The sequence below is a fragment of the Pantoea sp. R13S299 genome, from assembly GCF_048515925.1.
Classification (GTDB): domain Bacteria; phylum Pseudomonadota; class Gammaproteobacteria; order Enterobacterales; family Enterobacteriaceae; genus Pantoea.
In genome coordinates, this window is sequence record NZ_JBLYEF010000002.1 from 424,972 (window position 1) to 449,392 (window position 24,421).

Sequence of the window (24,421 nt, forward strand, 5' to 3'; positions counted from 1 at the left end):
ATAAGGGGCCATGCGGCCCCTGAGCTTACTGGTGTGTCACCACAATCAGGCGCAGCGCGTCGAGACGCCAGTTGGCCTCGTCGAGACTTTCCAGCACCTGTTCACGATTGCTTTCCAGCGCTTCGATTTCATCTTCACGGATGTTCGGGTTGACGGCTTTCAGCGCGTTGAGACGCGCGAGTTCTGCGCCCAGCTTTTCATTCGCTTCAGCACGCGCCGCATCAATCACCGCACGCGCTTCGCTAACGACGCTCTGTTCACCCTGAGTCAGAATCGCATGCACATCCTGCTGTACCGCATTCACCAGTTTGCTGGCGGTGTGACGGTTAACCGCATTCAGCTGACGGTTAAAGCTTTCGAACTCCACTTTGCCCGCCAGGTTAGTGCCTTTGGTATCCATCAGCAGACGGATTGGCGTCGGCGGCAGGAAGCGGGTCAGCTGCAAATGTTTCGGTGCCTGCGCTTCAACCACATAGATCAGCTCAACCAGCAGCGTCCCTACCGGCAGCGCCTTGTTCTTCAGCAGTGACAGGGCGCTGCTGCCGGTATCGCCCGACAGAATCAGGTCCAGACCGTTGCGGATCAGCGGATGTTCCCAGGTAATGAACTGGGTATCTTCGCGTGACAGCGCCTGATCGCGGTTAAAGGTGATGGTGCAGCCATCTTCCGGCAGGCCAGGGAAATCGGGCACCAGCATGTGGTCGGAAGGGGTCAGCACGATAAGGTTATCGCTGCGATCTTCCTGATTGATACCCACGATATCAAACAGGTTGAGCGCGAAGTTCACCAGGCCGGTGTCGTTGTCCTGCTCGCTAATGGCTTTAGCCAGCAACTGAGCCGATTCACCGCCGTTGGAGTTCAGCTCCAGCAGGCGATCGCGACCCTGTTCCAGCTGCAGTTTCAGCGCGTCATGCTGTTTGCGGCAGTCGGTGATAAAGGCATCGAAGCCTTCGCTGTTTTCCGGCGCGGCCAGATAGCCGATCAGCTGCGAATGGACGCTGTCATAGATGGTGCGGCCGGTCGGGCAGGTGTGTTCAAACGCATCCAGCCCTTCATGGTACCAGCGCAGCAGCACGGCCTGTGCGGTCTGCTCCAGCCACGGCACCAGAATCTGAATATCGTGCGCCTGACCGATACGATCCAGACGACCAATGCGCTGCTCCAGCAGATCCGGGTTAAACGGCAAATCAAACATCACCAGACGGCTGGCAAACTGGAAGTTACGACCTTCTGAACCGATCTCGGAGCACAACAGCACCTGCGCGCCATTCTCTTCTGATGCGAACCAGGCGGCAGCCCGGTCACGTTCAATGATCGACAGACCTTCGTGGAACACCGCTGCACGGATACCTTCTCGCTCACGTAGTACCTGCTCCAGCTGCAGCGCGGTGGCCGCTTTGGCGCAGATCACCAGCACCTTCTCTTTACGGTTGGTGGTGAGATAGCCCATCAGCCATTCCACGCGCGGATCGAAGTTCCACCAGGTGCCGCTGTCGCCTTCAAATTCCTGATAAATCTGCTCCGGATAGAGCAGGTCACGCGCCCGCTCTTCTGCGCTTTTGCGCGCGCCCATAATGCCGGAGACTTTAATCGCCGTCTGATACTGCGCAGGCAGCGGCAGGCGGATCTGATGCAGTTCGCGTTTCGGGAAGCCTTTAACCCCATTACGGGTGTTACGGAACAGTACGCGGCTGGTGCCGTGGCGATCCATCAGCATGGAGATGAGTTCCTGACGCGCTTCCAGCTTGCCGTCACGGTCGCTATTAGCGACCTGCAGCAGCGGCTCGATGTCCTGCTCACCGACCAGATCGTTGATCCGATTCATCTCCTCCTGGGAGATCGCTTTATCCGCCAGCAGTGCCGTAACGGCATCAGCGATTGGGCGGAAATGCTGCTGCTCTTCAACAAAGGCCGCGAAGTCATGGAAACGATTAGGATCGAGCAGGCGCAGACGGGCGAAATGACTCTCCATGCCCAGCTGCTCCGGCGTCGCGGTCAGCAGCAGAACGCCAGCGGTTTTCTCCGCCAGCTGTTCGATAACCTGATATTCACGGCTTGGCTCGCCTTCTGACCAGGCCAGATGGTGCGCTTCATCGACGACCAGCAGATCCCATTCGGCATCGGCCAGCATCTCAAGACGCTGCTTGTTACGGCGGACGAAGTCGAGTGAGCAGATAATCAGCTGCTCCGTTTCAAACGGGTTATCGCTGTCGTGCTGCGCTTCGGTATAGCGGTCGTCATCAAACAGCGCAAAACGCAGGTTGAAGCGACGCAGCATCTCGACCAGCCACTGGTGCTGCAGGGTTTCTGGCACCACGATCAGGACGCGATCGGCACGGCCCGCCAGCAGCTGCTGCTGGATGATCATCCCGGCTTCAATGGTTTTACCCAGACCCACTTCATCGGCCAGCAGTACGCGCGGCGCATGGCGGCGACCCACATCGTGGGCGATATGCAGCTGATGAGGAATGAGGTTGGTGCGCATACCGCGTAAGCCGCTGATCGGCAGGCGGTATTGCTCACTCTGATATTTACGGGCGCGGAAGCGCAGGGCAAAACGATCCATCCGGTCGAGCTGGCCGGCAAACAGGCGATCCTGCGGCTTACTGAACACCAGCTTGCTGTCGAGCATCACTTCGCGCAGCATTACTTCGCTTTCCTCGGTATCCAGACGGGTACCGATATAGGTCATCAGGTCATTTTCGTTGCGTACTTCATCGACGCGCATCTGCCAGCCTTCGTGGCTGGTGATGGTATCACCCGGATTAAAGATGACGCGGGTAACCGGCGAATCGTTGCGGGCGTAGAGGCGGTTTTCCCCCGTGGCCGGAAACAGCAGGGTGATCATGCGGGTATCGATCGCCACCACGGTGCCCAGTCCCAGTTCACTTTCCGTATCACTAATCCAGCGCTGACCTAATGTAAAAACCATATATTTTTTGCTCGAATTTTAACGTTTTTAGAGGTGTTCCCAAAGCTCAGGCAATAGCGTTACCGCCAGACAACAAGGTCTGGAACGGGCATAAGAGCGGTGAGTTTCAGGAAGGGCGCTATGGTACTGGATGGCAGGGCGTTCGTCACCTGTCAAAAAAGCCCCAGCTGTCCGGTAATAAGTGTAGCAAAGTCCCCTTCAACAAAGGGCAGAATCCCCTCGGCGACCGGCTGAAGTTGCTTCGTCACGTAGTGGTCGTAGTCCAGCGGTGTGCTGCGCGCCTCCAGTGGCTCGGGGCCCGCCGTGGCAATGACGTAACGAATGCGGCCACCATTCTGGTACTGCAATGGCCGGTTTAATTTACGATTCTGCTCATCGGCCAGACGGGCGGCGCGCACGTGCGGGGGCACGTTTCGTTCATATTCCTTCAGCGGACGTCGCAGACGCTTTTTGTAGATCAGCTGATCGTCGAGTTCACCGGCCAGCAGCTGCGCCACCGTGGTGCGGATGTAATCCTGCCACGGCTCACGATGGAAGATGCGTTGATAGAGCTGCTGCTGAAACGCTTTGGCCAGTGGCGTCCAGTCGGTTCGTACCGACTCCAGCCCCTTAAACACCATGCGCTCACCGGCCGCGTCACGAATCAGTCCGGCGTAGCGTTTCTTGCTGCCCTGTTCCGCACCGCGAATGGTCGGCATCAGAAAACGGCAGAAGTGGTTTTCATACTCAAGCTCCAGCGCGCTGGTCAGCCCGTGGGTCTGCTGCAGGTGGTCGCGCCACCAGGCATTCACTTTCTGCACCAGCTGCTGACCAATCGCGGCGGCCTGCTCTTCGCTGTGGGCGGACTTCAGCCAGACAAAGGTGGAGTCGGTATCGCCATAGATGACGTCATAGCCTTCCGCCTCAATCAGCGTGCGGGTCTGCTGCATGATGGCGTGACCGCGCAGAGTAATAGAGGAGGCGAGACGCGGATCAAAGAAGCGGCAGGCGCTGGTGCCCAGCACGCCGTAAAAAGCGTTCATGATGATCTTCAGCGCCTGAGACAGCGGCTGGTTGTTCTGCTTTTTCGCCGCTTCACGTCCCAGCCAGATCTGCTCAACAATCGCGGGCAGGCAGTGAGTATGCCGTGAGAAACGCGCTTCGCGGAAACCCTCGACCGAATCGGCATCATCAGGATGAGCCAGGCCCTCTACCAGACCTACCGGGTCGATCAGGAAGGTGCGGATAATCGACGGATAGAGGCTTTTGTAATCCAGCACCAGCACCGAGTCATACAGGCCGGGGCGCGAATCCATCACATAGCCGCCCGGACTCGCTTCCGGGGCGACATCACCCATGTTCGGGGCGACAAACCCGGCGCGATGCATCCGCGGAATATAGAGATGACCAAAGGCTGCCACCGAACCGCCGTGGCGATCGACGGCCAGGCCATTGACCGCCGCGCGTTCCAGCAGAAACGGCATAATTGCCGTTTTGTGAAAAATGCGCGTGACCAGCTCGCAGTCTTTCAGGTTGTAGCGTGCCAGCGCCGGTTTATCGTTGGCAAAGCGCCAGTTGATCTCCTCCATGCGATCCCAGGGATTGTCGATTGCTTTCCCTTCACCCAGCAGCTGTTGCGACACCGACTCCAGGCTGAATGACGGGAAATCCCAGAACGCCGATTTCAGGGCGTCAATGCCATCGATAATTAACCGGCCGCTGGCCTGAGCGAAAAAAACGCCGGGCTTGAAGCCATGTTCGCGCCACTCCAGCGCGGCCTGCTGGCGGCCAAGACGCAGCGGAATACCGTAGCGATCGGCATGCTTCTGCAGCACCCGCAGGTCAAACTGCACCACGTTCCAGCCAATTAAGACATCCGGATCATGTTCTGCAAACCACTGGTTCAGCGCTTCAAGCAGCTGTGGACGACTGTCGAGATAGATCAGCTCGAAATCCAGCGTGCTGGCATCACCGTTGGCGGGGCCAAGCATATAAACCTGGCGCTGACCGCAGCCTTCCAGCCCGATGCAGTAAAGCTCGCCATGCTGCGTGGTTTCAATGTCCAGCGAGACCCATTTCAGCGGCGGGCGATAATCGGGATGGGGTTTGAGTCGTGCATTGACCACGCTGTCGCCGCGCTGCTCGCCATCAAACCAGACCGGCGCGGTAATAAAACGCTCCATCAGGTAGCGCTCCGGTGGACGGATATCCGCCTCATAGACCGGAATTCCCTGTTCGCGCAGCCGTTTTTCGATGCGCTGTAGCTGACGATTCTGCGGGCAGTAGAGGCCAAAAACCGGGCGGCGGCGGAAATCTTTCAGCGTCAGCGACTGAATCCGAAACTGACGTTCATCTTTGAGTAATTCGCTGACCTGCGCCTGAAATTCCTCGGGAATAAACGCGACGGACTCCTGCACCGGCAGCACCACGCGCTGCGCGCCGGCATCCGTGGCGAGCCAGAGGATGATTTCGGTGCCATGCGGGCTGTCGCGCCAGTGGCGGGTGAGCAGAAAACCTGCGCGGGGCATATTCAGATGTTCTCCGGACTCAGCAATTCAGGGGTGAGAAAACCGCTTAAGTATATCATGGATATTTATACAGTTCCTGCCGCTGCGTTTTGTCAACATTGTCCTACAATTTTTGCCTTGACGCTGTATGGCTGGCTCTGGACAATCCAGCCTTCTGCTTTTACTTAGGATGATTATGGAAGCCTGGATTCAACAACTGATTACACAGTCCCTGGAATGGGCGCTGTTTGCCGTTGCGCTGGTGACGTTTCTGGAGTCGCTGGCGCTGGTCGGGCTGTTGCTGCCAGGTACAGTGATGATGGCCAGTCTGGGCGCGCTGATCGGGAGTGGCGAGCTGGGCCTTTACCCGGCCTGGGCGGCGGGCTTTGCGGGCTGCCTGATTGGTGACTGGGTTTCCTACGGCATCGGCTGGAAATTCCAGGGGCCGCTGCATCGCTCGAAGTATCTGCAAAAGTATAAAGGCCTGCTGGATAAAACCGAGCACGCCCTGCATCAGCACAGCATGTTTACGATTCTGGTGGGGCGCTTTGTTGGCCCTACGCGTCCGCTGATCCCGCTGGCGGCCGGTATGCTGGAGCTGCCGGTGCGTAAGTTCCTGCCGCCGAACCTTATCGGCTGCATCCTCTGGCCGCCGCTCTATCTGCTGCCCGGGATTCTGGCGGGTGTGGCGATCGATGTGCCGAAGGCCGCGCAGGGCGGCAGCTTTAAATGGCTGTTACTCGGCGCAGCACTGCTGATCTGGCTGGGTGGCTGGTTATGCTGGCGCTGGTGGCGCAGCGGCAAGAGCCGCGACTGGGCGACCGCCTGGCTGCCACCTGAACGCCTGCGCTGGGCAGGACCGCTGGGGCTGGTGATCGCTGTCGCGGCATTTGCTGGCATTCAGTTCCATCCGATGATGCCGATTTTCCGCCATCTGCTATGGCAGGTTTTCTTCGCCTGACGCTTAACGACGCGGGATGCCGAGCACTTCGGCCTCCCGCGTGTCGCCCGACAGCAGCTGTCGGGTCTCGCCATCCCAGTAAACCCGTCCATCCACAATCACCACGCTGCGCGGCGCAATCTGCTGTGCATCTTCCAGACTGTGCGACACCATCAGCAGCGTGATGCTGCGCGCTTCACAAACCGAACGCACCAGTTGCAGCATCTCTCCGCGCAGCGCGGGATCCAGCGCAGAAAAAGGCTCATCCAGTAGCAGCACCGGCCGATCACGCAGCAGACAGCGTGCCAGCGCCACTCGCTGTCGCTGTCCGCCCGACAGCTCGCCCGGCAGACGGGTCAGCAGATCGCCTAATCCCACCTGATCGGCCAGCGCGGCCAGCTGCTGACGCTGCTCAGCGCTGAGTTTTAATCCCGGATGCAGCCCCAGCGCCATGTTCTGCTGCACGCTGAGGTGCGGAAACAGGTTGTTCTCCTGAAACAGCATCGAAACCGGTCGTCTGGCCGGGACGCTGTGGGTGTGATCCTGGCCGTCAATCATCAGGGTGCCCTGTTTCACCGGCAGAAAACCGGCGATCAGGCTCAGCAGGGTGCTTTTTCCGGCTCCACTGGGGCCGAGAATCGCGATGCGCTCCCCACGCGTGGCAGTGAGGCTGAAGCGCATCGGCAGATGCTGATAAAGGTATGTGAGGTTATCAAGAGTCAGCATGGCGGCCTGGTAATTTTTCCATTAGCGTGAACAGCAATAAGCAGAGCAGCAGCAACAGCAGGGCGGTGACCGCGCCATCTGCGCCACGATAGGCACCAATCTGCTGATAAAGGTAGAACGGCAGTGTGCGGAAGTCGGCACTGCCAAACAGCGCCACCACGCCGAAATCACCAATCGACAGCACGCAGGCAAAGGCCAGCGCCTGGGCCAGCGGACGTTTCAGCGCCCGCAGTTCTATCAGCCGCAGCCGGTTCCAGCCGTGGATATCCAGTGAATCGCAGAGTCTGCCGTAGCGCTCGGCGACATCCCGCATCGGGTTTTCCAGCACTTTCAGCGCATAGGGAATGGCGATCAGCGCATTGGTAAAGATCACCAGCCCCTCAGCCGAATCGGGCAGGCCGATGGTTGCGTTGAACAGCAGGAAAAAACCGGTGGCGAGCACGATGCCTGGCATCGCCAGAATCAGCATGCCGCTGGTGTCGATCAACTGTGCCGCAATCGGACGCTGACGCAGACGCAGCTCGCGACTGCTCCACAGCAGCATCATGGTCAGCACCACACAGATCAGGCCGGCACCGAGGGCGATGCGCAATGAGGTAAAGGTGGCCTGCCAGAGGTCAGGCTGCGCCAGCGCGCCACGCAGTCCGCCGTGCAGACCATCGACGATGACCGCCGCCAGCGGGGGCAGCAGCAGAATCAGCGCCAGCAGGATCAGCAGTGCATCCATCAGCTGTGCTCCGCGCGAATCCTGCGGATCACGCCAGCCGTTCAGCTGGCTGCTTCCGGCAGGAATCGCTTTACTGAAGCGCTGGCTGAGCAGCACCAGCGTCAGACAGCAGCCGAGCTGGATCAGCGCCAGCAGCGCTGCACGTCCGGGATCGTAGTCATAACTCAGCGCCTGGAATATCGCCAGCTCGATGGTGGTAGCCTGCGGACCGCCGCCCAGCGACAGTACAGTGGCAAAGCTGGCGAAACAGAGCATAAAGATCAGCGCACCGGTCGGCAGCAGCTGACGCCGCAGCCACGGCCACTCCAGCAGACGGAAATGATGCCAGCCACGCAGGTCAAGCTGTGCCGCTAGCTGACGCTGTTCTGCTGGGATGCTCTCCAGCGCCTGCAGCATCAGGCGGGTCGCCAGCGGCAGGTTAAAGAAGACGTGCGCCAGCAAGATGCCTGACAGACCATAGGGGGAGAAGTGATAATTCAACCCTGCCAGCTGGCACAACTGCGCCAGCCAGCCGACTCGACCATAGACGGTCAGCAGACCGAACACCGCGACCAGCACCGGCAGCACCAGCGTCATGGCGCACAGGCGCAGAAGCAGCAGACGACCAGGAAAACGGCGTCGATAGAGCGCCCGCGCCAGCGGTATAGCAGGCAGCAGCGACAGCAGGGCGGAGAGCAGCGCCTGACCGAAAGAAAACATGATAACGTGATGCAGGTAGTCATCCTGCAGCACGCCGCGCAGGTCCGTGTCCGGCGCGGCACTCCAGAGTGCGCCAAAGGCCAGAAACGCCACGATGGTCAACAACACCGTGGCGAGGGAACCGGGAATCAGCCAGCGCGGCATCAGCGGCTGACGGCGCGTTGCCACTGGCTTATCCAGCCCGAACGCTGGCTGGCAACCTCTTCCGGCGAGAACTGCAGAGCAGTAGAAGGCACGTTAAGCGCCGCGAAACCGGCAGGCAGCGGCGTGTCGATCACCGGGTACATCCAGTTGCCGGTGGGGATAGTGCGCTGGAAGTCAGGCGAGACCATAAACTTCATGAACTGCTGTGCCAGTGCTGGCTGTTTGCTGCTGGCTAACTGCGCGGCAACTTCGACCTGCAGATAGTGACCCTCTGCAAATGGCGCCGCGGCGTAGTTCTCTTTCTTCTCTTCGATGATGTGGTAAGCCGGAGAGGTGGTGTAGCTCAGCACCAGATCGCCTTCACCCTTGAGGAACAGACCATAGGCTTCACTCCAGCCTTTGGTGACCGTCACGGTTTTCTGCGCCAGCTTTTGCCACGCCTGTGGAGCCTGATCGCCATAGACCTTCTGCATCCACAGCAGCAGACCTAATCCGGGAGTGCTGGTACGGGGATCTTCATAGATCACCCGCCACTTCTCCGGACTGTCGACCAGCTCTTTCAGGCTTTTTGGTGGATTTTTCAGGCGGGTTTTGTCATAGACAAAGGCGAAGTAACCGTAATCGAACGGCACGAAGGTGGTGTTATGCCAGCCGTCGGGCAGTTTTAATTTTGAGGTATCGACCTGACTTTCAGCAAACAAGCCGGTTTTCTGCGCCGCCTGCACCAGATTGTTATCCAGTCCCAGCACCACGTCCGCTTTACTGTTTTTGCCTTCCATGCGGACGCGGTTCAGCAGCGAGACACCATCTTCCAGCGTGACGAATTTCAGCTCGCAGTTGCACTGGGCTTCAAAGGCTTTTTTTACCGCCGGGCCAGGACCCCAGTCAGCGGAGAAGGAGTCGTAGGTGTAGACCGTGAGAACCGGCTTGGCCGCCAGAACGGGGGCGGAGAGTAACAGCAGCACCGGCAGAACTTTGTTTAACACTTTGCGCTCCTTCAGGAGTATAGGGGATGAGTCGCAAAGGATCTGAGCACAGAGGCCTCTCAAATCCCTACGTCGGTATTAACCGAATCAGGTTCGACGGGTATTTCTCAGCTGCTTGCTTGTGGCAAGCCGCACCCCGTTGAGAACGTCACATTCTAGTCATTTCAGCGCCGGGGCGAAAGCGTCACAACGCCGGTGGCGCGAACCAGGCCGATTTAAAATCAAACCAGCCCAGCGTATTCATCCGGACGCCGCGCATGCTGCGCTGTCCTTCAAGCAGCAGCCAGTGATGAAACAACGGATGCAGACCAGCTTCTTCGACCAGCTGTTTACTCCATTCAGCCAGCGGCAGCGTTTTCTCGCGCCAGCGGGCCGCATCGCCATGCCAGTCGATCGGCAGGCAGTGATGCAGCAGTGGGATCTCATAAAGCTGCGCAAACAGCGAGTAATTAAGCGGCAGGGTGAAGTTCACGCTGCCCAGCCAGATGTCACTTTCCGCGTCGCCCTGATACCAGCTTTCGTAGCTGATCTCACGGGTCTCCAGCGTGACGCCATGCTCTGCCAGCAGCGGACGCAGCGCATTAGCGATGCCTTCATGCTCCACGTGCTGGCTGTACCAGGTCAGCGTCAGATGCGTTAAGCCGGGCGGTTTTTCCACGGGCGTCAGGTCGCGCCGGTGATGCCAGCGTGGCAGCAGACCATACGCCGGAAACCAGTAGCGCTGATAGCCGACACCGGCGTGATTGAGCAGGGCGATGGGGTTAAACAGGTAGCTGACCCAGCGTCGCACTGCCTCGTTGCGGCCCTGCTCTGAACGCTGGTCAAACAGCAGATAGTAGCAACCCTCTTCAAGGCGGCTCTCCTCCTGAACTTCATCGGCGCTGTCGCCCTGCAGACGGACGCCGGCATAGACCAGCTCATCGCTGATGTCGGGCAGTACCCAGATAGAGACATCATCAATCAGCGCGCGAAAACCGAAGTAGTCATCAAACGCTTCGATCTTCAGCTGGCTCTCCTGATTGCGGATCACCCGGTAAGGACCGGTGCCAACGGGCTGGCGGGCAAAGTCGTGCAGCGTGGGCCATTCGCGCGGCAGGATCATCGCACTGACGCTGCCCAGCAGCCAGGGCAATCCCTCGTCAGGCTGGCTTAAACGGATATCCAGCGTCCAGGGGGCGGGCGAGTCGATCTGCGCAATATGGGAAAAAAGCGGATGCGGGCGCTGACGCTCCAGCGTCGCCAGCACATCCTCCATCTCCAGTTCTCTGCCGTGATGGAAGCGAATCGCCGGACGCAGGAAGAAGCGCCAGTGAAGCGGGGACGTCTGCTGCCAGTGGTGCGCAATATCGGGTTCGATTTCCCCGTTTTCCTCATTTATCCGCGTCAGACCGTTGAAAATCTGTCGCGCAATGTGGGTTTCCGAGCGCCGCAGCGCCGAGCCGGGCAGAAGATTGAGCAGCGGACGATAGTAGAGCACCCGCAGGATATGCTTGCCCTGCCGGAAACTGCGCCCCAGATGCGCGCTGATCATCTGACGCACCTGGTTTTTATCACCTACCAGCTGGACCAGTTGATCGATGCGATCCTGTTCCAGCAAATCCTCGGCACGCTGCTGCTGCAGGGCAAGGCCGGTGTAGCAGAAGGTAAGCTGCGATCGCTTGCCGCGTCCGGCTTCAGCCTGCCAGATCAGCCAGCCTGCGGCCTGCATCCTGTTGAGCAGATTGCGCATATGGCGGCGCGAGCAGTGCAGCAGATCAGCCAGTTCGCTGAGCGTAATCTCCTGTGTCTGACCCTGACAGCTTTGCCACAGGCGGATGAACTGCTGCTTCAGACGTGATGAGGACATAAAAGGGGAACTCCCTGTGAAAAGCGCTCTGTTTTTCCTGCCTCATTTTAAGAGCAAACTTTATGCTATGGGAAGAGCGGGAGGCATTCAGCAGTGAATGGCGTTCGACCCTCACTTCGCTGTTCAGCGGAGTGCTTTTCTGAGTAGGGTGCATTTACACCGCCAGCAGATGATCTCTGCTGGCTTTTTTCATGTTGCGCGGTATCGTCTACGCTTCTTTTTCCCCTCTGTTTGTTCTGTAAGGGATTTCGTATGAAATCGCTGTTAACGCGGCAGCGCCGCATCAACCCGGTTTACCTCGCTTTTATGGTCGCCTCGTTCATGCTGGGCATCGCGGGTGCTCTGCAGGCGCCGACGCTTAGCCTGTTTCTGACGCGTGAGGTACAGGCGCGGCCCTTCTGGGTAGGGCTGTTTTTCACCCTCAACGCGGTGGCCGGTATCGTGGTGAGTATGCTGGTGGCAAAGCGCTCAGACAGCGTCGGCGATCGTCGTCATATCATTCTCTTCTGCTGCCTGATGGCGCTGGTGAATGCGCTGCTGTTTGCCTTTACCCGCGACTATCTGACTCTGCTGACGCTGGGCGTGCTGCTGTCGGCGCTGGCCAGCGTCTCTATGCCGCAGCTGTTTGCGCTGGCACGGGAGTATGCCGATCAGTCGGCGCGTGAAGCGGTGATGTTCAGTTCGGTGATGCGTGCGCAGCTGTCGCTGGCGTGGGTGATCGGGCCGCCGTTATCGTTCGCGCTGGCGCTGAACTACGGCTTTGTGACGCTGTTTATGGTGGCCGCGGTACTGTTTCTGCTCTGCATTCTGCTGGTCTGGTTTACCCTGCCGTCGGTGCCACGTACGCAGCCGCTGATGCAAAGCGGCGGGCTGCCGTTGAGTGGCTGGCGCGATCGTGATGTGCGTTTGCTGTTCCTCGCCTCGGTGGCGATGTGGACCTGCAACACGATGTATATCATTGATATGCCGCTTTATATCAGCACCACGCTGGGTCTCCCGGAGAAGCTGGCCGGTCTGCTGATGGGAACGGCGGCCGGGCTGGAGATCCCGGTGATGCTGCTGGCGGGCCATTACGCGCGTCGCATCGGTAAGCGCAGGTTAATGCTGATTGCGGTGGCGGCCGGCGTCCTGTTTTATCTGGGGCTGGTGCTGTTCAACTCCCGCACCTCGCTGATGGTGTTGCAGCTGTTTAACGCGGTGTTTGTCGGGATTATTGCTGGCATAGGGATGTTGTGGTTCCAGGATTTGATGCCAGGACGGCCCGGCGCGGCGACCACCATGTTCACCAATTCGATCTCGACCGGGATGATTCTGGCTGGGGTGATTCAGGGAACACTGAGTGAGCGACTGGGGCATGAGGCGGTTTACTGGCTGGCATTCGGGCTGGCGATTGTGGCGCTGGTGATGTCAGCGCGGGTGCGCGACGTATAAAAGAGAAGGGCGACCGGATGTCGCCCTCACAGTGCTAACAAAGTCTGGCTCGGTGGCGTTAAGACCGAGCTGGCGAAGGGAACACGGTCAGATCGGAAAGTCGCTTAAGCCAATCCCTGGCCGCTCGGCCCGCGCCGTCCCTGGCGCGGGACGCTTTCCTCTTCTGACCGTGTTCCCAGCGCATCAGGTTTTTTTATTGCTGTCAGATTCACCCTGATTAGGGTTTTTCAGCAGTCTGAAGGCGACCGGATGTCGCCCTGCTTTAACTCAATCAACGCAGGAAGGCGGGCTGATTCTGCTCATACTGCGAAATCGACGCTTCGTGCTGCAGCGTCAGGCCGATGCTGTCGAGGCCGTTAATCATGCAGTGGCGGCGGAAGCTGTCGAGCTCAAACGAATAAACCTTATCGCCTGCGGTGACTGTCTGCGCTTCCAGGTCTACCGTAAAGCTGATGCCTGGCTGGGCAGCAACCAGTCTGAACAGCTCATCCACTTCCTCTTCGCTTAATTTCACCGGCAGCAGCTGGTTATTAAAGCTGTTGCCGTAAAAGATATCGGCGAAGCTCGGCGCAATTACCACGTGAAAACCGAAATCGGTCAGCGCCCAGGGGGCATGCTCACGTGAGGAGCCGCAGCCAAAATTCTCGCGTGCCAGCAGGATGCTGGTGCCTTTGAACTCTGGCTTGTTCAGCACAAAACCCGGCGTCGGCACCGTACCGGCGTCATCTTCAAAGCGCCAGTCATGAAACAGGTGCTGACCGAAACCGGTGCGGGTCACCTTCTGCAAAAACTGCTTGGGAATGATGGCGTCCGTATCGACGTTCGCGGCATCCAGCGGCGCAACAATGCCGGTGTGCTGAGTAAATTTATTCGCCATGACTTAAGCTCCTGTCGTCAGTTCACGGATGTCGGCAAAGTGGCCGGTTACGGCAGCCGCTGCGGCCATCGCTGGGCTGACCAGATGGGTACGCCCACCACGGCCCTGGCGACCTTCAAAGTTACGGTTGCTGGTAGATGCGCAACGCTCGCCTGGATTCAGACGGTCATTGTTCATCGCCAGACACATTGAGCAGCCTGGCAGACGCCATTCAAAGCCCGCTTCCAGGAAGATTTTATCCAGACCTTCCGCTTCAGCCTGTGCTTTCACCGGGCCGGAACCTGGCACTACCATGGCAACCACGCCAGGCGCGACTTTGCGGCCTTTAGCGATGGCGGCGGCGGCACGCAGATCTTCAATGCGTGAATTGGTGCAGGAGCCGATAAACACTTTATCAATCGCGACATCGGTCAGTTTGATGCCCGGTTGCAGGTTCATGTAGGCCAGCGCTTTTTCCGCTGAGGCGCGCTCGACCGGATCGGCGAACGAGGCCGGATTCGGGATCACCTGATCAACGGCAATTACCTGACCCGGGTTGGTGCCCCAGGTGACCTGCGGTGCGATATCTTCAGCATGCAATGTCACCACCGCATCATACTTCGCGCCTTCGTCAGACTTCAGGGTGCGCCAGTAATCGACTGCCTGTTCCCATTTCTCACCCTGTGGCGAGAACTGACGACCTTTCAGATAGTTGAAGGTCGTTTCATCCGGTGCCACCAGGCCCGCTTTCGCACCCATCTCAATCGCCATGTTGCACAGGGTCATACGACCTTCCATGCTCAGCGCCTGAATCGCCGGGCCGCAGAACTCAACGACATAGCCGGTGCCGCCTGCGCTGCCGGTTTTGCCGATGATCGCCAGCACGATATCTTTTGCTGTAATGCCGGTTGATGCCTGGCCCAGCACTTCAATCTTCATAGTTTTCGCCCGACCCTGTTTCAGAGTCTGAGTCGCAAACACATGTTCCACTTCGGAGGTGCCGATACCAAAGGCCAGTGAGCCAAAGGCACCGTGCGTTGCAGTATGCGAGTCGCCGCACACAATGGTCATGCCCGGCAGCGTCATGCCCTGCTCAGGGCCGATAACGTGGACGATGCCCTGGAACGGGTGATTCAGGTCATACAGCTGGACGCCAAACTCCGCGCAGTTCTTCATCAGCTCCTGCATCTGAATACGCGCCATCTCGCCCGACGCATTGATGTCTTTGGTCTGGGTAGAAACGTTGTGATCCATGGTGGCAAAGGTTTTGCCCGGCTGACGGACTTTACGTCCGTGCGCACGCAGACCATCAAAGGCCTGTGGTGACGTCACTTCATGGATCAGATGGCGATCGATGTAGAGTAACGGGGTTTCTTCTGGCGTTTCGTGGACGACATGTGCATCAAATAACTTCTGGTATAAGGTTTTCATTTTTTTATTTTTCCTCGGCGATAAAGCGGGCAATGATGCTGCCCATCTCATCTGTGCTGACCGCTGGGCCATCACCGGCTAAATCTTTGGTGCGGTAGCCCTGTTCCAGCGCACGACTGATGGCGCGTTCGATACTGTCGGCTGCCGCATCGGCATTCAGGCTGTAACGCAGCAGCAATGACAGCGACAGAATCTGAGCGATCGGGTTAGCAATGTTCTGACCGGCGATATCCGGCGCTGAACCACCCGCCGGTTCGAACAGGCCAAAGCCTGCTTCATTCAGGCTGGCGGACGGCAGCATACCCATCGAGCCGGTAATCATGGCGCACTCATCAGACAGAATGTCACCAAACAGGTTGGAGCAGAGCAGCACGTCAAACTGTGACGGGTCTTTGATCAACTGCATGGTGGCGTTGTCGATATAGATGTGGCTCAGCTGAACGTCCGGGTACTCTTTTGCCACTTCGTTGACGATTTCTCGCCACATTACTGAGGTCTGCAGCACGTTAGCTTTATCAACCGAGGTGACTTTGTTGCGACGTTTGCGCGCCGATTCAAACGCGATGCGGGCAATGCGCTCGATTTCGAAACGGTGATAGACCTCGGTATCAAAAGCACGCTCTTCCGGACCGCTGCCTTCGCGTCCTTTTGGCTGACCAAAATAGATGCCGCCGGTCAGTTCACGCACGCACAGAATGTCGAAGCCTTTAGCAGCGATGTCGGCGCGCAGCGGGCAGAATGCTTCCAGTCCACTATAGAGTGCAGCCGGACGCAGGTTACTGAACAGCTTGAAATGTTTGCGCAGCGGCAGCAGCGCACCGCGTTCCGGCTGTGACGCAGGCGGTAAATGCTCCCACTTCGGGCCGCCAACGGAGCCAAACAGGATCGCGTCGGCCTGTTCGCAGCCGGCAACCGTCGCCGGTGGCAGAGGTTCGCCATGCTGATCGATAGCAATGCCGCCGACCGCATATTCCTGGGTGGTGATCTGCATATCAAAGTGCTGACGAATGGCATCCAGCACTTTCATCGCCTGTGCCATGACTTCCGGGCCGATACCGTCACCGGGTAAAACTGCGATATGAGATGAGCTGGACATGGTTATACGGTTTCCTTCTGATCTTTAAATTTGCGCTGCAATTCTTGTTCAACCTGACGGGCACGCCAGATATTGTTCAGGGCGTTGACCATCGCTTTAGCGGAGGACTCGACGATATCGGTCGCCAGACCAATGCCGTGGAATTTGCGGCCGTTGTAGCTCACCACGATATCGACCTGCCCCAGCGCGTTCTCGCCGTGGCCTTTAGCGGTCAGTTTGTAGTTAACCAGTTCAGCATCAAACTGGGTGATGCGGTTAATCGCCTGATAAACCGCGTCAACAGGACCATTGCCGGTAGCGGCATCAGATTTAGCGACATCGCCGCAACCCAGATTAACAGAGGCGGTGGCCGTCATGCTGGAACCGGTCTGGACGTTAAATTCGTGCAGCTGGAAATGCTCCGGCTCTTCATTCTGTTTATTGATGAAGGCCAGCGCTTCCAGGTCGTAATCGAAGACCTGACCTTTTTTGTCGGCCAGCTTCAGGAAGGCGTCATACAGCGTATCCAGATTGTAATCCTGCTCGGCATAGCCCATCTCTTCCATGCGATGTTTGACCGCCGCGCGGCCTGAACGTGAGGTCAGGTTCAGCTGGATTTTGTGTAAGCCGATCGATTCCGGCGTCAGGATTTCATAGTTCTCGCGGTTCTTCAGCACGCCATCCTGATGAATGCCGGAGGAGTGGGCGAAGGCGTTGGAGCCAACCACCGCCTTATTAGCCGGAATCGGCATGTTGCAGATCTGGCTGACCATCTGGCTGGTGCGGTAGATTTCCTGATGATTGATATTGGTATGCACATTCATGATCTGCTGACGGGTTTTAATCGCCATGATCACCTCTTCCAGCGCGCAGTTACCGGCACGTTCACCCAGGCCATTCATCGTGCCTTCAACCTGACGCGCGCCTGCCTGAACGGCAGCCAGGGCGTTACCGGTTGCCATGCCCAGGTCATCGTGGGTATGCACAGAGATAATCGCTTTGTCGATGTTGGGAACGCGGTTCATCAGTTCGCTGATGATGTGAGCATATTCGCCTGGCAGGGTGTAGCCAACGGTGTCCGGGATGTTGATGGTGGTCGCACCGGCGTTAATCGTGGCTTCCACCATCCGGCACAGGTCATCAATCGGGGTACGGCCGCCATCTTCGCAGGAGAACTCAACGTCACTGGTGTAGTTACGCGCACGCTTTACCATATGCACCGCACGCTCAATCACTTCCGGCAGCGTGCTGCGCAGTTTGGTCGCGATGTGCATCGGGGAGGTGGCGATGAAGGTATGAATACGGAAGGCTTCGGCAACGCGCAGTGATTCGTATGCTGCGTCGATATCTTTTTCCACACAGCGCGCCAGTCCGCAGACCCGACTGTTTTTGATGGTGCGCGCAATGGTCTGCACAGACTCAAAGTCGCCCGGTGAGGAGACCGGAAAACCGACTTCCATCACATCCACGCCCATGCGCTCCAGCGCTAACGCAATCTGCAATTTTTCTTTCACACTCAGGCTGGCCTGTAATGCCTGCTCACCGTCGCGCAGAGTGGTATCGAAAATAATGACTTGCTGGCTCATCGTATTCATCCTTATGCTTTTTCTGGCCTGGCAACGAGCATAAAAAAACCCGCGACAGGCGCGGGTTTTTAACTTTCAGCAGGTTTGAATCAGTGTTTGATTCCGCCCACAAGTCTACCGCGCAAGCTGAGTGCGTTTAGTAGTAGACCGAGAAGGCGGACAGAACGAAACATGGATTCAAACCTTATAAAATGTTGTGCTGTACATATTGGTACTGGAATCATTCAGGGATGTCAACCTTCAATGCAGGGGTATTCTCCGGGGCGACAGAGGAAGATATTCTGTTATTTACCGGTCAGGCAGCGTAATGAACAGCGCCTCAGTCGTGGCAGATAAAATCAGCGCCGGAATGCGGGGCTTTGGAGCAGGGTTCAGGGTTTATTCTATTGAAATTTAAAGGCTTAATGGGTTTTCTGATCTGCGATGGCACAGCATTTATCACCTGCTGGTTAGCATAATCCAATGCGCTTTAGTGATTTGATGGTTAATTACGCCAGAAAATAAAAGTGTCAGGCGATTGTGGGCTATTGCAGCCGGTAATAAGTTTTCGTTATTTCTTAGATCACGCTGAAAATAATTTCGTACCCAGCATTTTCCTCTGCGGTTCTGCCGCGTAATTAGTTTAATCCGCGCAGCCAATTCTTGTGGGGCAGAGGCTTTACGTCCCTGCCTTTTAATTTACGCGGGTTTGCGGTTTGCCTGCCCGGTTAACTGCGGTTATGGTAATCGACCTACTCTCAGAAAAATAAACTCAACAGATTTCTCTGTAACCGGACAGCGGCAGATGTTTCCGCTGTCGTGCATAAACATAAGATTTTGATTGGCAAAGCAGGCACCAGGGCAATGTGGTACGCACAAACGGGCGGATTAACAGAGCCGGGTCCTCAAGCCTGGAGGCAGAAGATGGAGATGTTGTCAGGAGCCGAAATGGTCGTCCGTTCGTTAATCGATCAGGGCGTTAAGCAGGTATTCGGTTATCCGGGTGGCGCGGTCTTAGATATCTATGATGCGCTGCAAACCGTCGGGGGTATCGATCACATTCTGGTGCGCCATGAGCAGGGCGCAGTGCACATGGCTGACGGCCTGGCGCGCGCCACCGGCGAAGTCGGCGTGGTGCTTGTCACCTCAGGACCCGGTGCAACCAATGCGATTACCGGTATCGCCACCGCCTATATGGATTCGATTCCGCTGGTGATTCTGTCGGGTCAGGTTCCCTCGTCGCTGATTGGCTATGACGCCTTTCAGGAGTGCGACATGGTCGGCATCTCTCGTCCGGTGGTGAAGCACAGCTTCCTGGTGAAAAGCACCGAAGAGATCCCAACCGTGTTGAAAAAGGCGTTCTGGCTGGCCTCAACCGGCCGTCCGGGACCGGTGGTGATCGACCTGCCAAAAGATATTCTGAATCCGGCTAACAAACTGCCTTATCACTGGCCGGAGTCGGTGAGCATGCGCTCTTACAACCCGACCATTCAGGGGCATAAAGGGCAGATTAAGCGCGCGCTGACCACCTTGCTGGCTGCGAAGAAGCCGGTGATCTACGCCGGTGGTGGTGCCATTACCGCAGGCTGCGAAGCAGAACTGTTACAGCTGGCCGAGAGCCTGAATATTCCGGTGACGACCTCGCTGATGGGCCTGGGCGCGTTCCCTGGTACCCATCGTCAGTGCGTCGGCATGCTCGGTATGCACGGCACCTATGAAGCCAACATGACGATGCACAACACCGACCTGATTTTTGGTATCGGCGTTCGCTTTGATGACCGCACTACCAACAATCTGGCGAAATATTGTCCCAATGCCACGGTGATGCACATCGATATCGACCCAACCTCTATCTCCAAGACGGTCGCGGCGGATATCCCGATCGTGGGCGATGCGAAGCAGGTGCTGCAGCAGATGCTGGAGTTGCTGGCGCAAAGCGAAAGCCAGCGCGCTGAAAGCCTGCACGACTGGTGGCAGGAGATTGAAGGCTGGCGCAGTCGTCACTGCCTGGAATTCGATCGCACCAGCGACAAGATTAAGCCGCAGGCCGTGATTGAAACCATCAGCCGTCTGACCAAAGGCGATGCCTATGTCACGTCGGATGTAGGCCAGCATCAGATGTTTGCTGCGCTCTATTATCCTTTCGATAAACCGCGCCGCTGGATCAACTCCGGCGGTCTGGGCACCATGGGATTTGGCCTGCCTGCTGCGCTGGGCGTGAAGATGGCGCTGCCGGAAGAGACCGTGATCTGTGTAACCGGCGATGGCAGTATCCAGATGAACATTCAGGAGCTTTCGACCGCGCTGCAGTACGATCTGCCGGTGCTGGTGTTAAACCTGAATAATCGGGTGCTGGGCATGGTGAAGCAGTGGCAGGATATGATTTACTCCGGCCGTCACTCCCAGTCTTATATGGAGTCGCTGCCTGACTTCGTGCGTCTGGCGGAAGCCTACGGTCACGTCGGAATCGCGATTGAGCATCCGGCTGAGCTGGAAGAGAAGCTGACGCTGGCGCTGGAAACCCTGGCGAAGGGGCGTCTGGTATTTGTGGATGTCACCGTTGACGGTAGCGAGCATGTTTACCCTATGCAGATTCGCGGTGGCAGCATGGATGAGATGTGGTTGAGCAAAACGGAGAGGACATAATTATGCGTCGTATTTTATCAGTTCTGCTGGAGAACGAATCCGGCGCATTATCCCGTGTCGTCGGCCTGTTTTCACAGCGCGGCTACAACATTGAAAGCCTGACCGTGGCACCGACCGACGATCCGACACTGTCGCGGATGACCATTCAGACGGTAGGCGATCAGAAAGTACTGGAGCAGATTGAAAAGCAGCTGCACAAGCTGGTGGACGTACTGCGCGTCACCGAGCTGGGGCAGGGCGCTTACGTTGAACGCGAAATCATGCTGGTGAAGATTCAGGCCAGCGGTTATGGCCGCGAAGAGGTGAAGCGTAACGCCGAGATCTTCCGTGGTCAGATCATCGACGTGACCCCGACGCTGTACACGGTTCAGCTGGCCGGCACCAGCGACAAACTGGACGCCTTCCTGAGTACCGTTCGCGATGTCGCGGAAATTGTTGAAGTGGCACGTTCCGGTATCGTGGGCGTTTCACGTGGCGATCGTATCATGCGTTAATCACGCTGCGTCATCATCAATCCTCACCTAACCCGGCGAAATGCCGGGTTTTTTTATTTTTTATGCGCCAGGCGAGTTACATTCAGAAAAGCGGTTGCTCCGCGCACTTTTCTGCTGTTAGATGATAGACATGAGTTATCCATAGCTTAACTGCGGCTATTTCTGCCGTAAAAGCGGATTTGATGGTGGGGTTATCGTGAAACTGGATGAAATTGCGCGTCTGGCAGGCGTATCGCGCACCACGGCCAGTTATGTGATCAACGGCAAAGCGCGGCAGTATCGTGTCAGCGACAAGACCGTTGAGAAAGTCATGGCGGTGGTTCGTGAGCATAATTATCACCCCAATGCGGTGGCTGCCGGGCTGCGCGCCGGGCGTACGCGCTCTATTGGGTTAGTCATTCCGGATCTGGAAAATACCAGTTATACCCGTATTGCGAACTATCTTGAGCGACAGGCGCGTCAGCGCGGCTATCAGCTGTTGATCGCCTGTTCTGAAGATCAGCCCGATAACGAGATGCGCTGCATTGAACATCTGCTGCAGCGCCAGGTCGATGCGATTATCGTCTCCACCTCGCTACCGCCAGAGCATCCCTTTTATCAGCGCTGGATCAACGATCCGCTGCCGATTATCGCGCTAGACCGCGCGCTGGATCGTGAACATTTCACCAGCGTTGTCGGTGCCGATCAGGACGATGCGCAGACACTGGCCGCTGAACTGCGTCAGCTGGACGTTAAAAATGTGCTGTTCCTCGGCGCGTTACCTGAGCTGTCAGTAAGTTTCCTGCGCGAGATGGGATTCCGTGATGCATGGAAAGACGATCCCCGTCCGATTGACTATATCTACTGCAACAGCTTCGAACGCACTGCCGCTGCGGCACTGTTTGAAAAATACCTTGAAGAACACCCGATGCCGGAGGCGCTGTTTACCACCTCATTTGGTCTGCTGCAGGGTGTAATGGATGTGACGCTGAAACGAGACGGCCGCCTGCCGACTGAGCTGGCGATTGCCACCTTTGGCGACCACGAATTACTGGACTTTCTTGAGTGTCCGGTACTGGCGGTCGGCCAGCGTCATCGCGATGTGGCAGAACGCGTGCTGGAATTAGTTTTAGCCTCGCTGGACGAACCCAGAAAACCAAAACCGGGTTTAACCCGCATCCGCCGTAATTTATACCGTCGCGGACAATTAAGCCGAAGAGTTAAATGATTAACGGGCAGTATTACACTGCCCGCCCATTTTATTTCGCAATTTAACTGATTAAATAAACAGGTCGACGTAAAAAAGCGTAAATTCTGCTCATCAAATCTAACAAAGCAGAAAGACTTATTTTTATTATCTGCTTACAACTTCAACAAACTTCCTTTCCCGTCTGGCCTGAAGCTGCTGGGCTTCCTTTCGGAAATCCCCTAAAATGCCGCCGCTGTCTCAGAAACCGGTATAAATATTTAGCCCTTTACATTGTTTCATTTTTAGTCGTTTTTCCCCGGGCTGTTTTTTTTATTCAGGTATTCATTGGCTTAATTTTAACTTCCCTCTTTTATTCGATTATATCGTCGCCAGACTTTAATTCTGCGCCTTGTAAAGAGTGATATTCAACTGCCGCTCCGGCTTGACAAGGATTTCATGGGATCCTTAAACTCGTTTCGTGGTAAAAAGTGGGATAAAGTGGCGTAAATGGGTGATGAGGAGAAGAGACTGGCATGTTCCGCGGAGCAACGTTAGTCAATCTCGACAGCAAAGGGCGGCTCGCCGTACCCACGCGATATCGCGATTTGCTGATTGGGGAGTCTCAGGGGCAGATGGTCTGTACCATCGACCTCCACCAGCCATGCCTGTTGCTTTATACCCTGCCCGAATGGGAAATCATTGAAAAAAAACTGGCACGCCTTTCCAGTATGAATCCACTTGAGCGCCGTGTGCAGCGTTTGCTGCTGGGGCATGCCAGTGAATGTCAGATGGACAATGCGGGCCGCCTGCTGCTGGCGAATACGCTTCGGCAGCACGCAAAATTAACCAAAGAAGTGATGCTGGTTGGACAGTTCAATAAGTTTGAGCTGTGGGATGAACAGACCTGGTATCAACAAGTCAGGGACGATATTGACGCAGAACAGTCGGCTCAGGAGCCTTTATCTGAGCGGTTGCAGGACTTGTCGCTATAGCTATGCAGGAAAATTTCAAACATACCACCGTGCTGTTGGATGAGGCGGTTAACGGCCTCAATATCAGGGAAGACGGTATTTACATCGACGGCACATTTGGTCGTGGTGGCCATTCACGCCTGATTCTTTCGCAACTGGGAGAGAAGGGAAAGCTGATCGCCATCGATCGTGATCCGCAAGCTATCGCCGCTGCCGCAGAGATCACCGACCCGCGTTTTTCAATTATTCATGGTCCTTTTTCCGCGCTGGCAGAGTATGTCTCTGAACGGGAATTAGTCGGAAAAATTGACGGCATTTTGCTGGATCTGGGGGTTTCATCGCCGCAGCTGGATGACGCCGAACGTGGCTTCTCCTTTATGCGTGATGGACCGCTGGATATGCGAATGGACCCGTCGCGCGGTCACTCCGCCGCAGAATGGTTGCTGCACGCGGAAGAGGCGGATATCGCTTTCGTTCTGAAGACCTACGGTGAAGAGCGGTTCGCTAAACGTATTGCCCGGGCCATTGTCGAGCGGAACCGCGAGCAGCCGATGACCCGCACACGTGAGCTGGCTGAAGTCATCTCCATCGCCATGCCGGTGAAAGATAAGTTTAAACATCCGGCCACGCGCAGCTTCCAGGCAATTCGTATCTGGATTAACAGCGAACTGGAAGAGATCGACATTGCACTGAAAGGCGCTGTTGAAGTGCTGGCACCGCAGGGTCGTCTCTCGGTTATCAGCTTCCATTCGCTGGAAGATCGGCTGGTGAAGCGCTTTATGCGCGATCAGAGTCGCGGGCCGCAGGTGCCGCCTGGGATTCCCATGACTGAACATCAGCTGCGTGCCCTTGGCGGTCGTGAACTGAAGTTGCTCGGCAAAATGTCGCCGGGTGACGCTGAAGTCTCTGAGAACCCACGCGCGCGCAGCTCAGTATTACGCATCGCGGAGAAAACCGACGAATGATCGGTAATGAGCGTCACAGCCTGCCTGCCGTCATCGGCGGGGATCTGCTGCGAAAAGGCAAGATTCCGGTGCTGTTACTGATCGCTGTGGTGGTGTCTGCCGTGCTGGTGGTGACCACCACTCATAAAACACGACTGTTAACCGCGCAGCGCGAACAGCTGGTGCTGGAGCGTGACGCGCTGGATATCGAGTGGCGTAACCTGATTCTGGAAGAGAATGCGCTGGGCGATCACAGTCGTGTTGAACGCATCGCCACCGAGAAGCTGCAGCTGCAGCACGTTGATCCTTCACAAGAAAATATCGTGGTGCAGAAATAAGGATTTCAGATAGCGA

Annotated in this window: 19 protein-coding genes and 1 riboswitch; of the genes, 8 read left to right on the plus strand and 11 right to left on the minus strand. The window is 56.9% G+C overall.

Annotation, left to right across the window (positions count from 1 at the left end; genetic code table 11):
* Positions 1-25: 25 nt before the first annotated feature.
* Complete coding sequence (gene rapA / locus ACN1CO_RS12910) at positions 26-2,932, minus strand: RNA polymerase-associated protein RapA (RefSeq protein WP_419139273.1); 2,907 nt, start codon at positions 2,930-2,932, stop codon at positions 26-28.
* A gap of 152 nt (positions 2,933-3,084) precedes the next feature.
* Positions 3,085-5,445: a DNA polymerase II gene (gene polB / locus ACN1CO_RS12915; protein ID WP_419139511.1), complete on the minus strand. Its 2,361-nt coding sequence runs from the start codon at positions 5,443-5,445 to the stop codon at positions 3,085-3,087.
* Between the two features lie 169 nt (positions 5,446-5,614).
* On the opposite strand from polB, the gene ACN1CO_RS12920 reads away from it, so the two are divergent.
* Positions 5,615-6,379, plus strand: coding sequence for a DedA family protein (locus ACN1CO_RS12920; RefSeq protein ID WP_419139274.1), 765 nt, complete (start codon positions 5,615-5,617; stop codon positions 6,377-6,379).
* Between the two features lie 3 nt (positions 6,380-6,382).
* Here the strand turns inward: ACN1CO_RS12920 and thiQ are convergent, their stop codons facing one another.
* From thiQ to sgrR, 4 genes are all read right to left on the minus strand, one after another.
* The gene (gene thiQ, locus ACN1CO_RS12925) at positions 6,383-7,084 is read right to left on the minus strand and encodes a thiamine ABC transporter ATP-binding protein ThiQ (protein WP_419139275.1); all 702 of its coding nucleotides are present in this window, start codon (positions 7,082-7,084) and stop codon (positions 6,383-6,385) included.
* Positions 7,071-8,678: a thiamine/thiamine pyrophosphate ABC transporter permease ThiP gene (gene thiP, locus ACN1CO_RS12930; protein ID WP_419139276.1), complete on the minus strand. Its 1,608-nt coding sequence runs from the start codon at positions 8,676-8,678 to the stop codon at positions 7,071-7,073. The genes thiQ and thiP overlap by 14 nt, the downstream gene beginning before the upstream one ends.
* Positions 8,654-9,640 carry a thiamine ABC transporter substrate binding subunit gene (gene thiB, locus ACN1CO_RS12935; RefSeq protein WP_419139277.1) on the minus strand — a complete coding sequence of 329 codons (987 nt, stop codon included), beginning with the start codon at positions 9,638-9,640 and terminating at the stop codon, positions 8,654-8,656. The genes thiP and thiB overlap by 25 nt, the downstream gene beginning before the upstream one ends.
* A 46-nt stretch (positions 9,641-9,686) precedes the next feature.
* Positions 9,687-9,789, minus strand: a riboswitch (TPP riboswitch).
* A 35-nt stretch (positions 9,790-9,824) separates the two neighbouring features.
* Positions 9,825-11,486 (minus strand): HTH-type transcriptional regulator SgrR, encoded by a 1,662-nt coding sequence (gene sgrR, locus ACN1CO_RS12940; RefSeq protein ID WP_419139278.1) that lies wholly within the window; start codon positions 11,484-11,486, stop codon positions 9,825-9,827.
* A gap of 252 nt (positions 11,487-11,738) precedes the next feature.
* Here sgrR and ACN1CO_RS12945 point away from each other — a divergent pair, with 252 nt between their 5' ends.
* Positions 11,739-12,917: an MFS transporter gene (locus ACN1CO_RS12945; protein ID WP_419139279.1), complete on the plus strand. Its 1,179-nt coding sequence runs from the start codon at positions 11,739-11,741 to the stop codon at positions 12,915-12,917.
* Between the two features lie 271 nt (positions 12,918-13,188).
* Here the strand turns inward: ACN1CO_RS12945 and leuD are convergent, their stop codons facing one another.
* The 5 genes from leuD to leuL form a co-directional block, all read right to left on the minus strand.
* On the minus strand, positions 13,189-13,794 hold the full coding sequence (gene leuD, locus ACN1CO_RS12950; protein ID WP_008925570.1) for a 3-isopropylmalate dehydratase small subunit: 606 nt from the start codon (positions 13,792-13,794) through the stop codon (positions 13,189-13,191).
* A gap of 3 nt (positions 13,795-13,797) precedes the next feature.
* Positions 13,798-15,204 (minus strand): 3-isopropylmalate dehydratase large subunit, encoded by a 1,407-nt coding sequence (leuC, locus tag ACN1CO_RS12955; protein ID WP_283546267.1) that lies wholly within the window; start codon positions 15,202-15,204, stop codon positions 13,798-13,800.
* 4 nt (positions 15,205-15,208) lie between these two features.
* Positions 15,209-16,300 (minus strand): 3-isopropylmalate dehydrogenase, encoded by a 1,092-nt coding sequence (leuB, locus tag ACN1CO_RS12960; RefSeq protein WP_419139280.1) that lies wholly within the window; start codon positions 16,298-16,300, stop codon positions 15,209-15,211.
* Between the two features lie 2 nt (positions 16,301-16,302).
* Positions 16,303-17,865, minus strand: coding sequence for a 2-isopropylmalate synthase (gene leuA / locus ACN1CO_RS12965; protein ID WP_136196401.1), 1,563 nt, complete (start codon positions 17,863-17,865; stop codon positions 16,303-16,305).
* An 89-nt stretch (positions 17,866-17,954) separates the two neighbouring features.
* Positions 17,955-18,089 carry a leu operon leader peptide gene (gene leuL, locus ACN1CO_RS12970; protein ID WP_193555294.1) on the minus strand — a complete coding sequence of 45 codons (135 nt, stop codon included), beginning with the start codon at positions 18,087-18,089 and terminating at the stop codon, positions 17,955-17,957.
* Positions 18,090-18,768: 679 nt separating this feature from the next.
* On the opposite strand from leuL, the gene ilvI reads away from it, so the two are divergent.
* From ilvI to ftsL, 6 genes are all read left to right on the plus strand, one after another.
* Positions 18,769-20,490 (plus strand): acetolactate synthase 3 large subunit, encoded by a 1,722-nt coding sequence (gene ilvI, locus ACN1CO_RS12975; protein ID WP_419139281.1) that lies wholly within the window; start codon positions 18,769-18,771, stop codon positions 20,488-20,490.
* 2 nt (positions 20,491-20,492) lie between these two features.
* Entirely contained in the window at positions 20,493-20,984 is a 492-nt protein-coding gene (gene ilvN / locus ACN1CO_RS12980; protein WP_003854770.1) for an acetolactate synthase small subunit, read from the plus strand.
* Positions 20,985-21,180: 196 nt separating this feature from the next.
* Positions 21,181-22,191, plus strand: coding sequence for a catabolite repressor/activator (cra, locus tag ACN1CO_RS12985; protein ID WP_419139282.1), 1,011 nt, complete (start codon positions 21,181-21,183; stop codon positions 22,189-22,191).
* A gap of 494 nt (positions 22,192-22,685) precedes the next feature.
* Positions 22,686-23,144 (plus strand): division/cell wall cluster transcriptional repressor MraZ, encoded by a 459-nt coding sequence (gene mraZ, locus ACN1CO_RS12990; RefSeq protein ID WP_009092149.1) that lies wholly within the window; start codon positions 22,686-22,688, stop codon positions 23,142-23,144.
* A 2-nt stretch (positions 23,145-23,146) separates the two neighbouring features.
* Positions 23,147-24,088, plus strand: coding sequence for a 16S rRNA (cytosine(1402)-N(4))-methyltransferase RsmH (gene rsmH, locus ACN1CO_RS12995; RefSeq protein WP_313697550.1), 942 nt, complete (start codon positions 23,147-23,149; stop codon positions 24,086-24,088).
* A complete protein-coding gene (ftsL, locus tag ACN1CO_RS13000; RefSeq protein WP_003854764.1) occupies positions 24,085-24,405 on the plus strand; it encodes a cell division protein FtsL in 321 nt (106 codons plus the stop codon). The genes rsmH and ftsL overlap by 4 nt, the downstream gene beginning before the upstream one ends.
* Positions 24,406-24,421 lie beyond the last annotated feature (16 nt).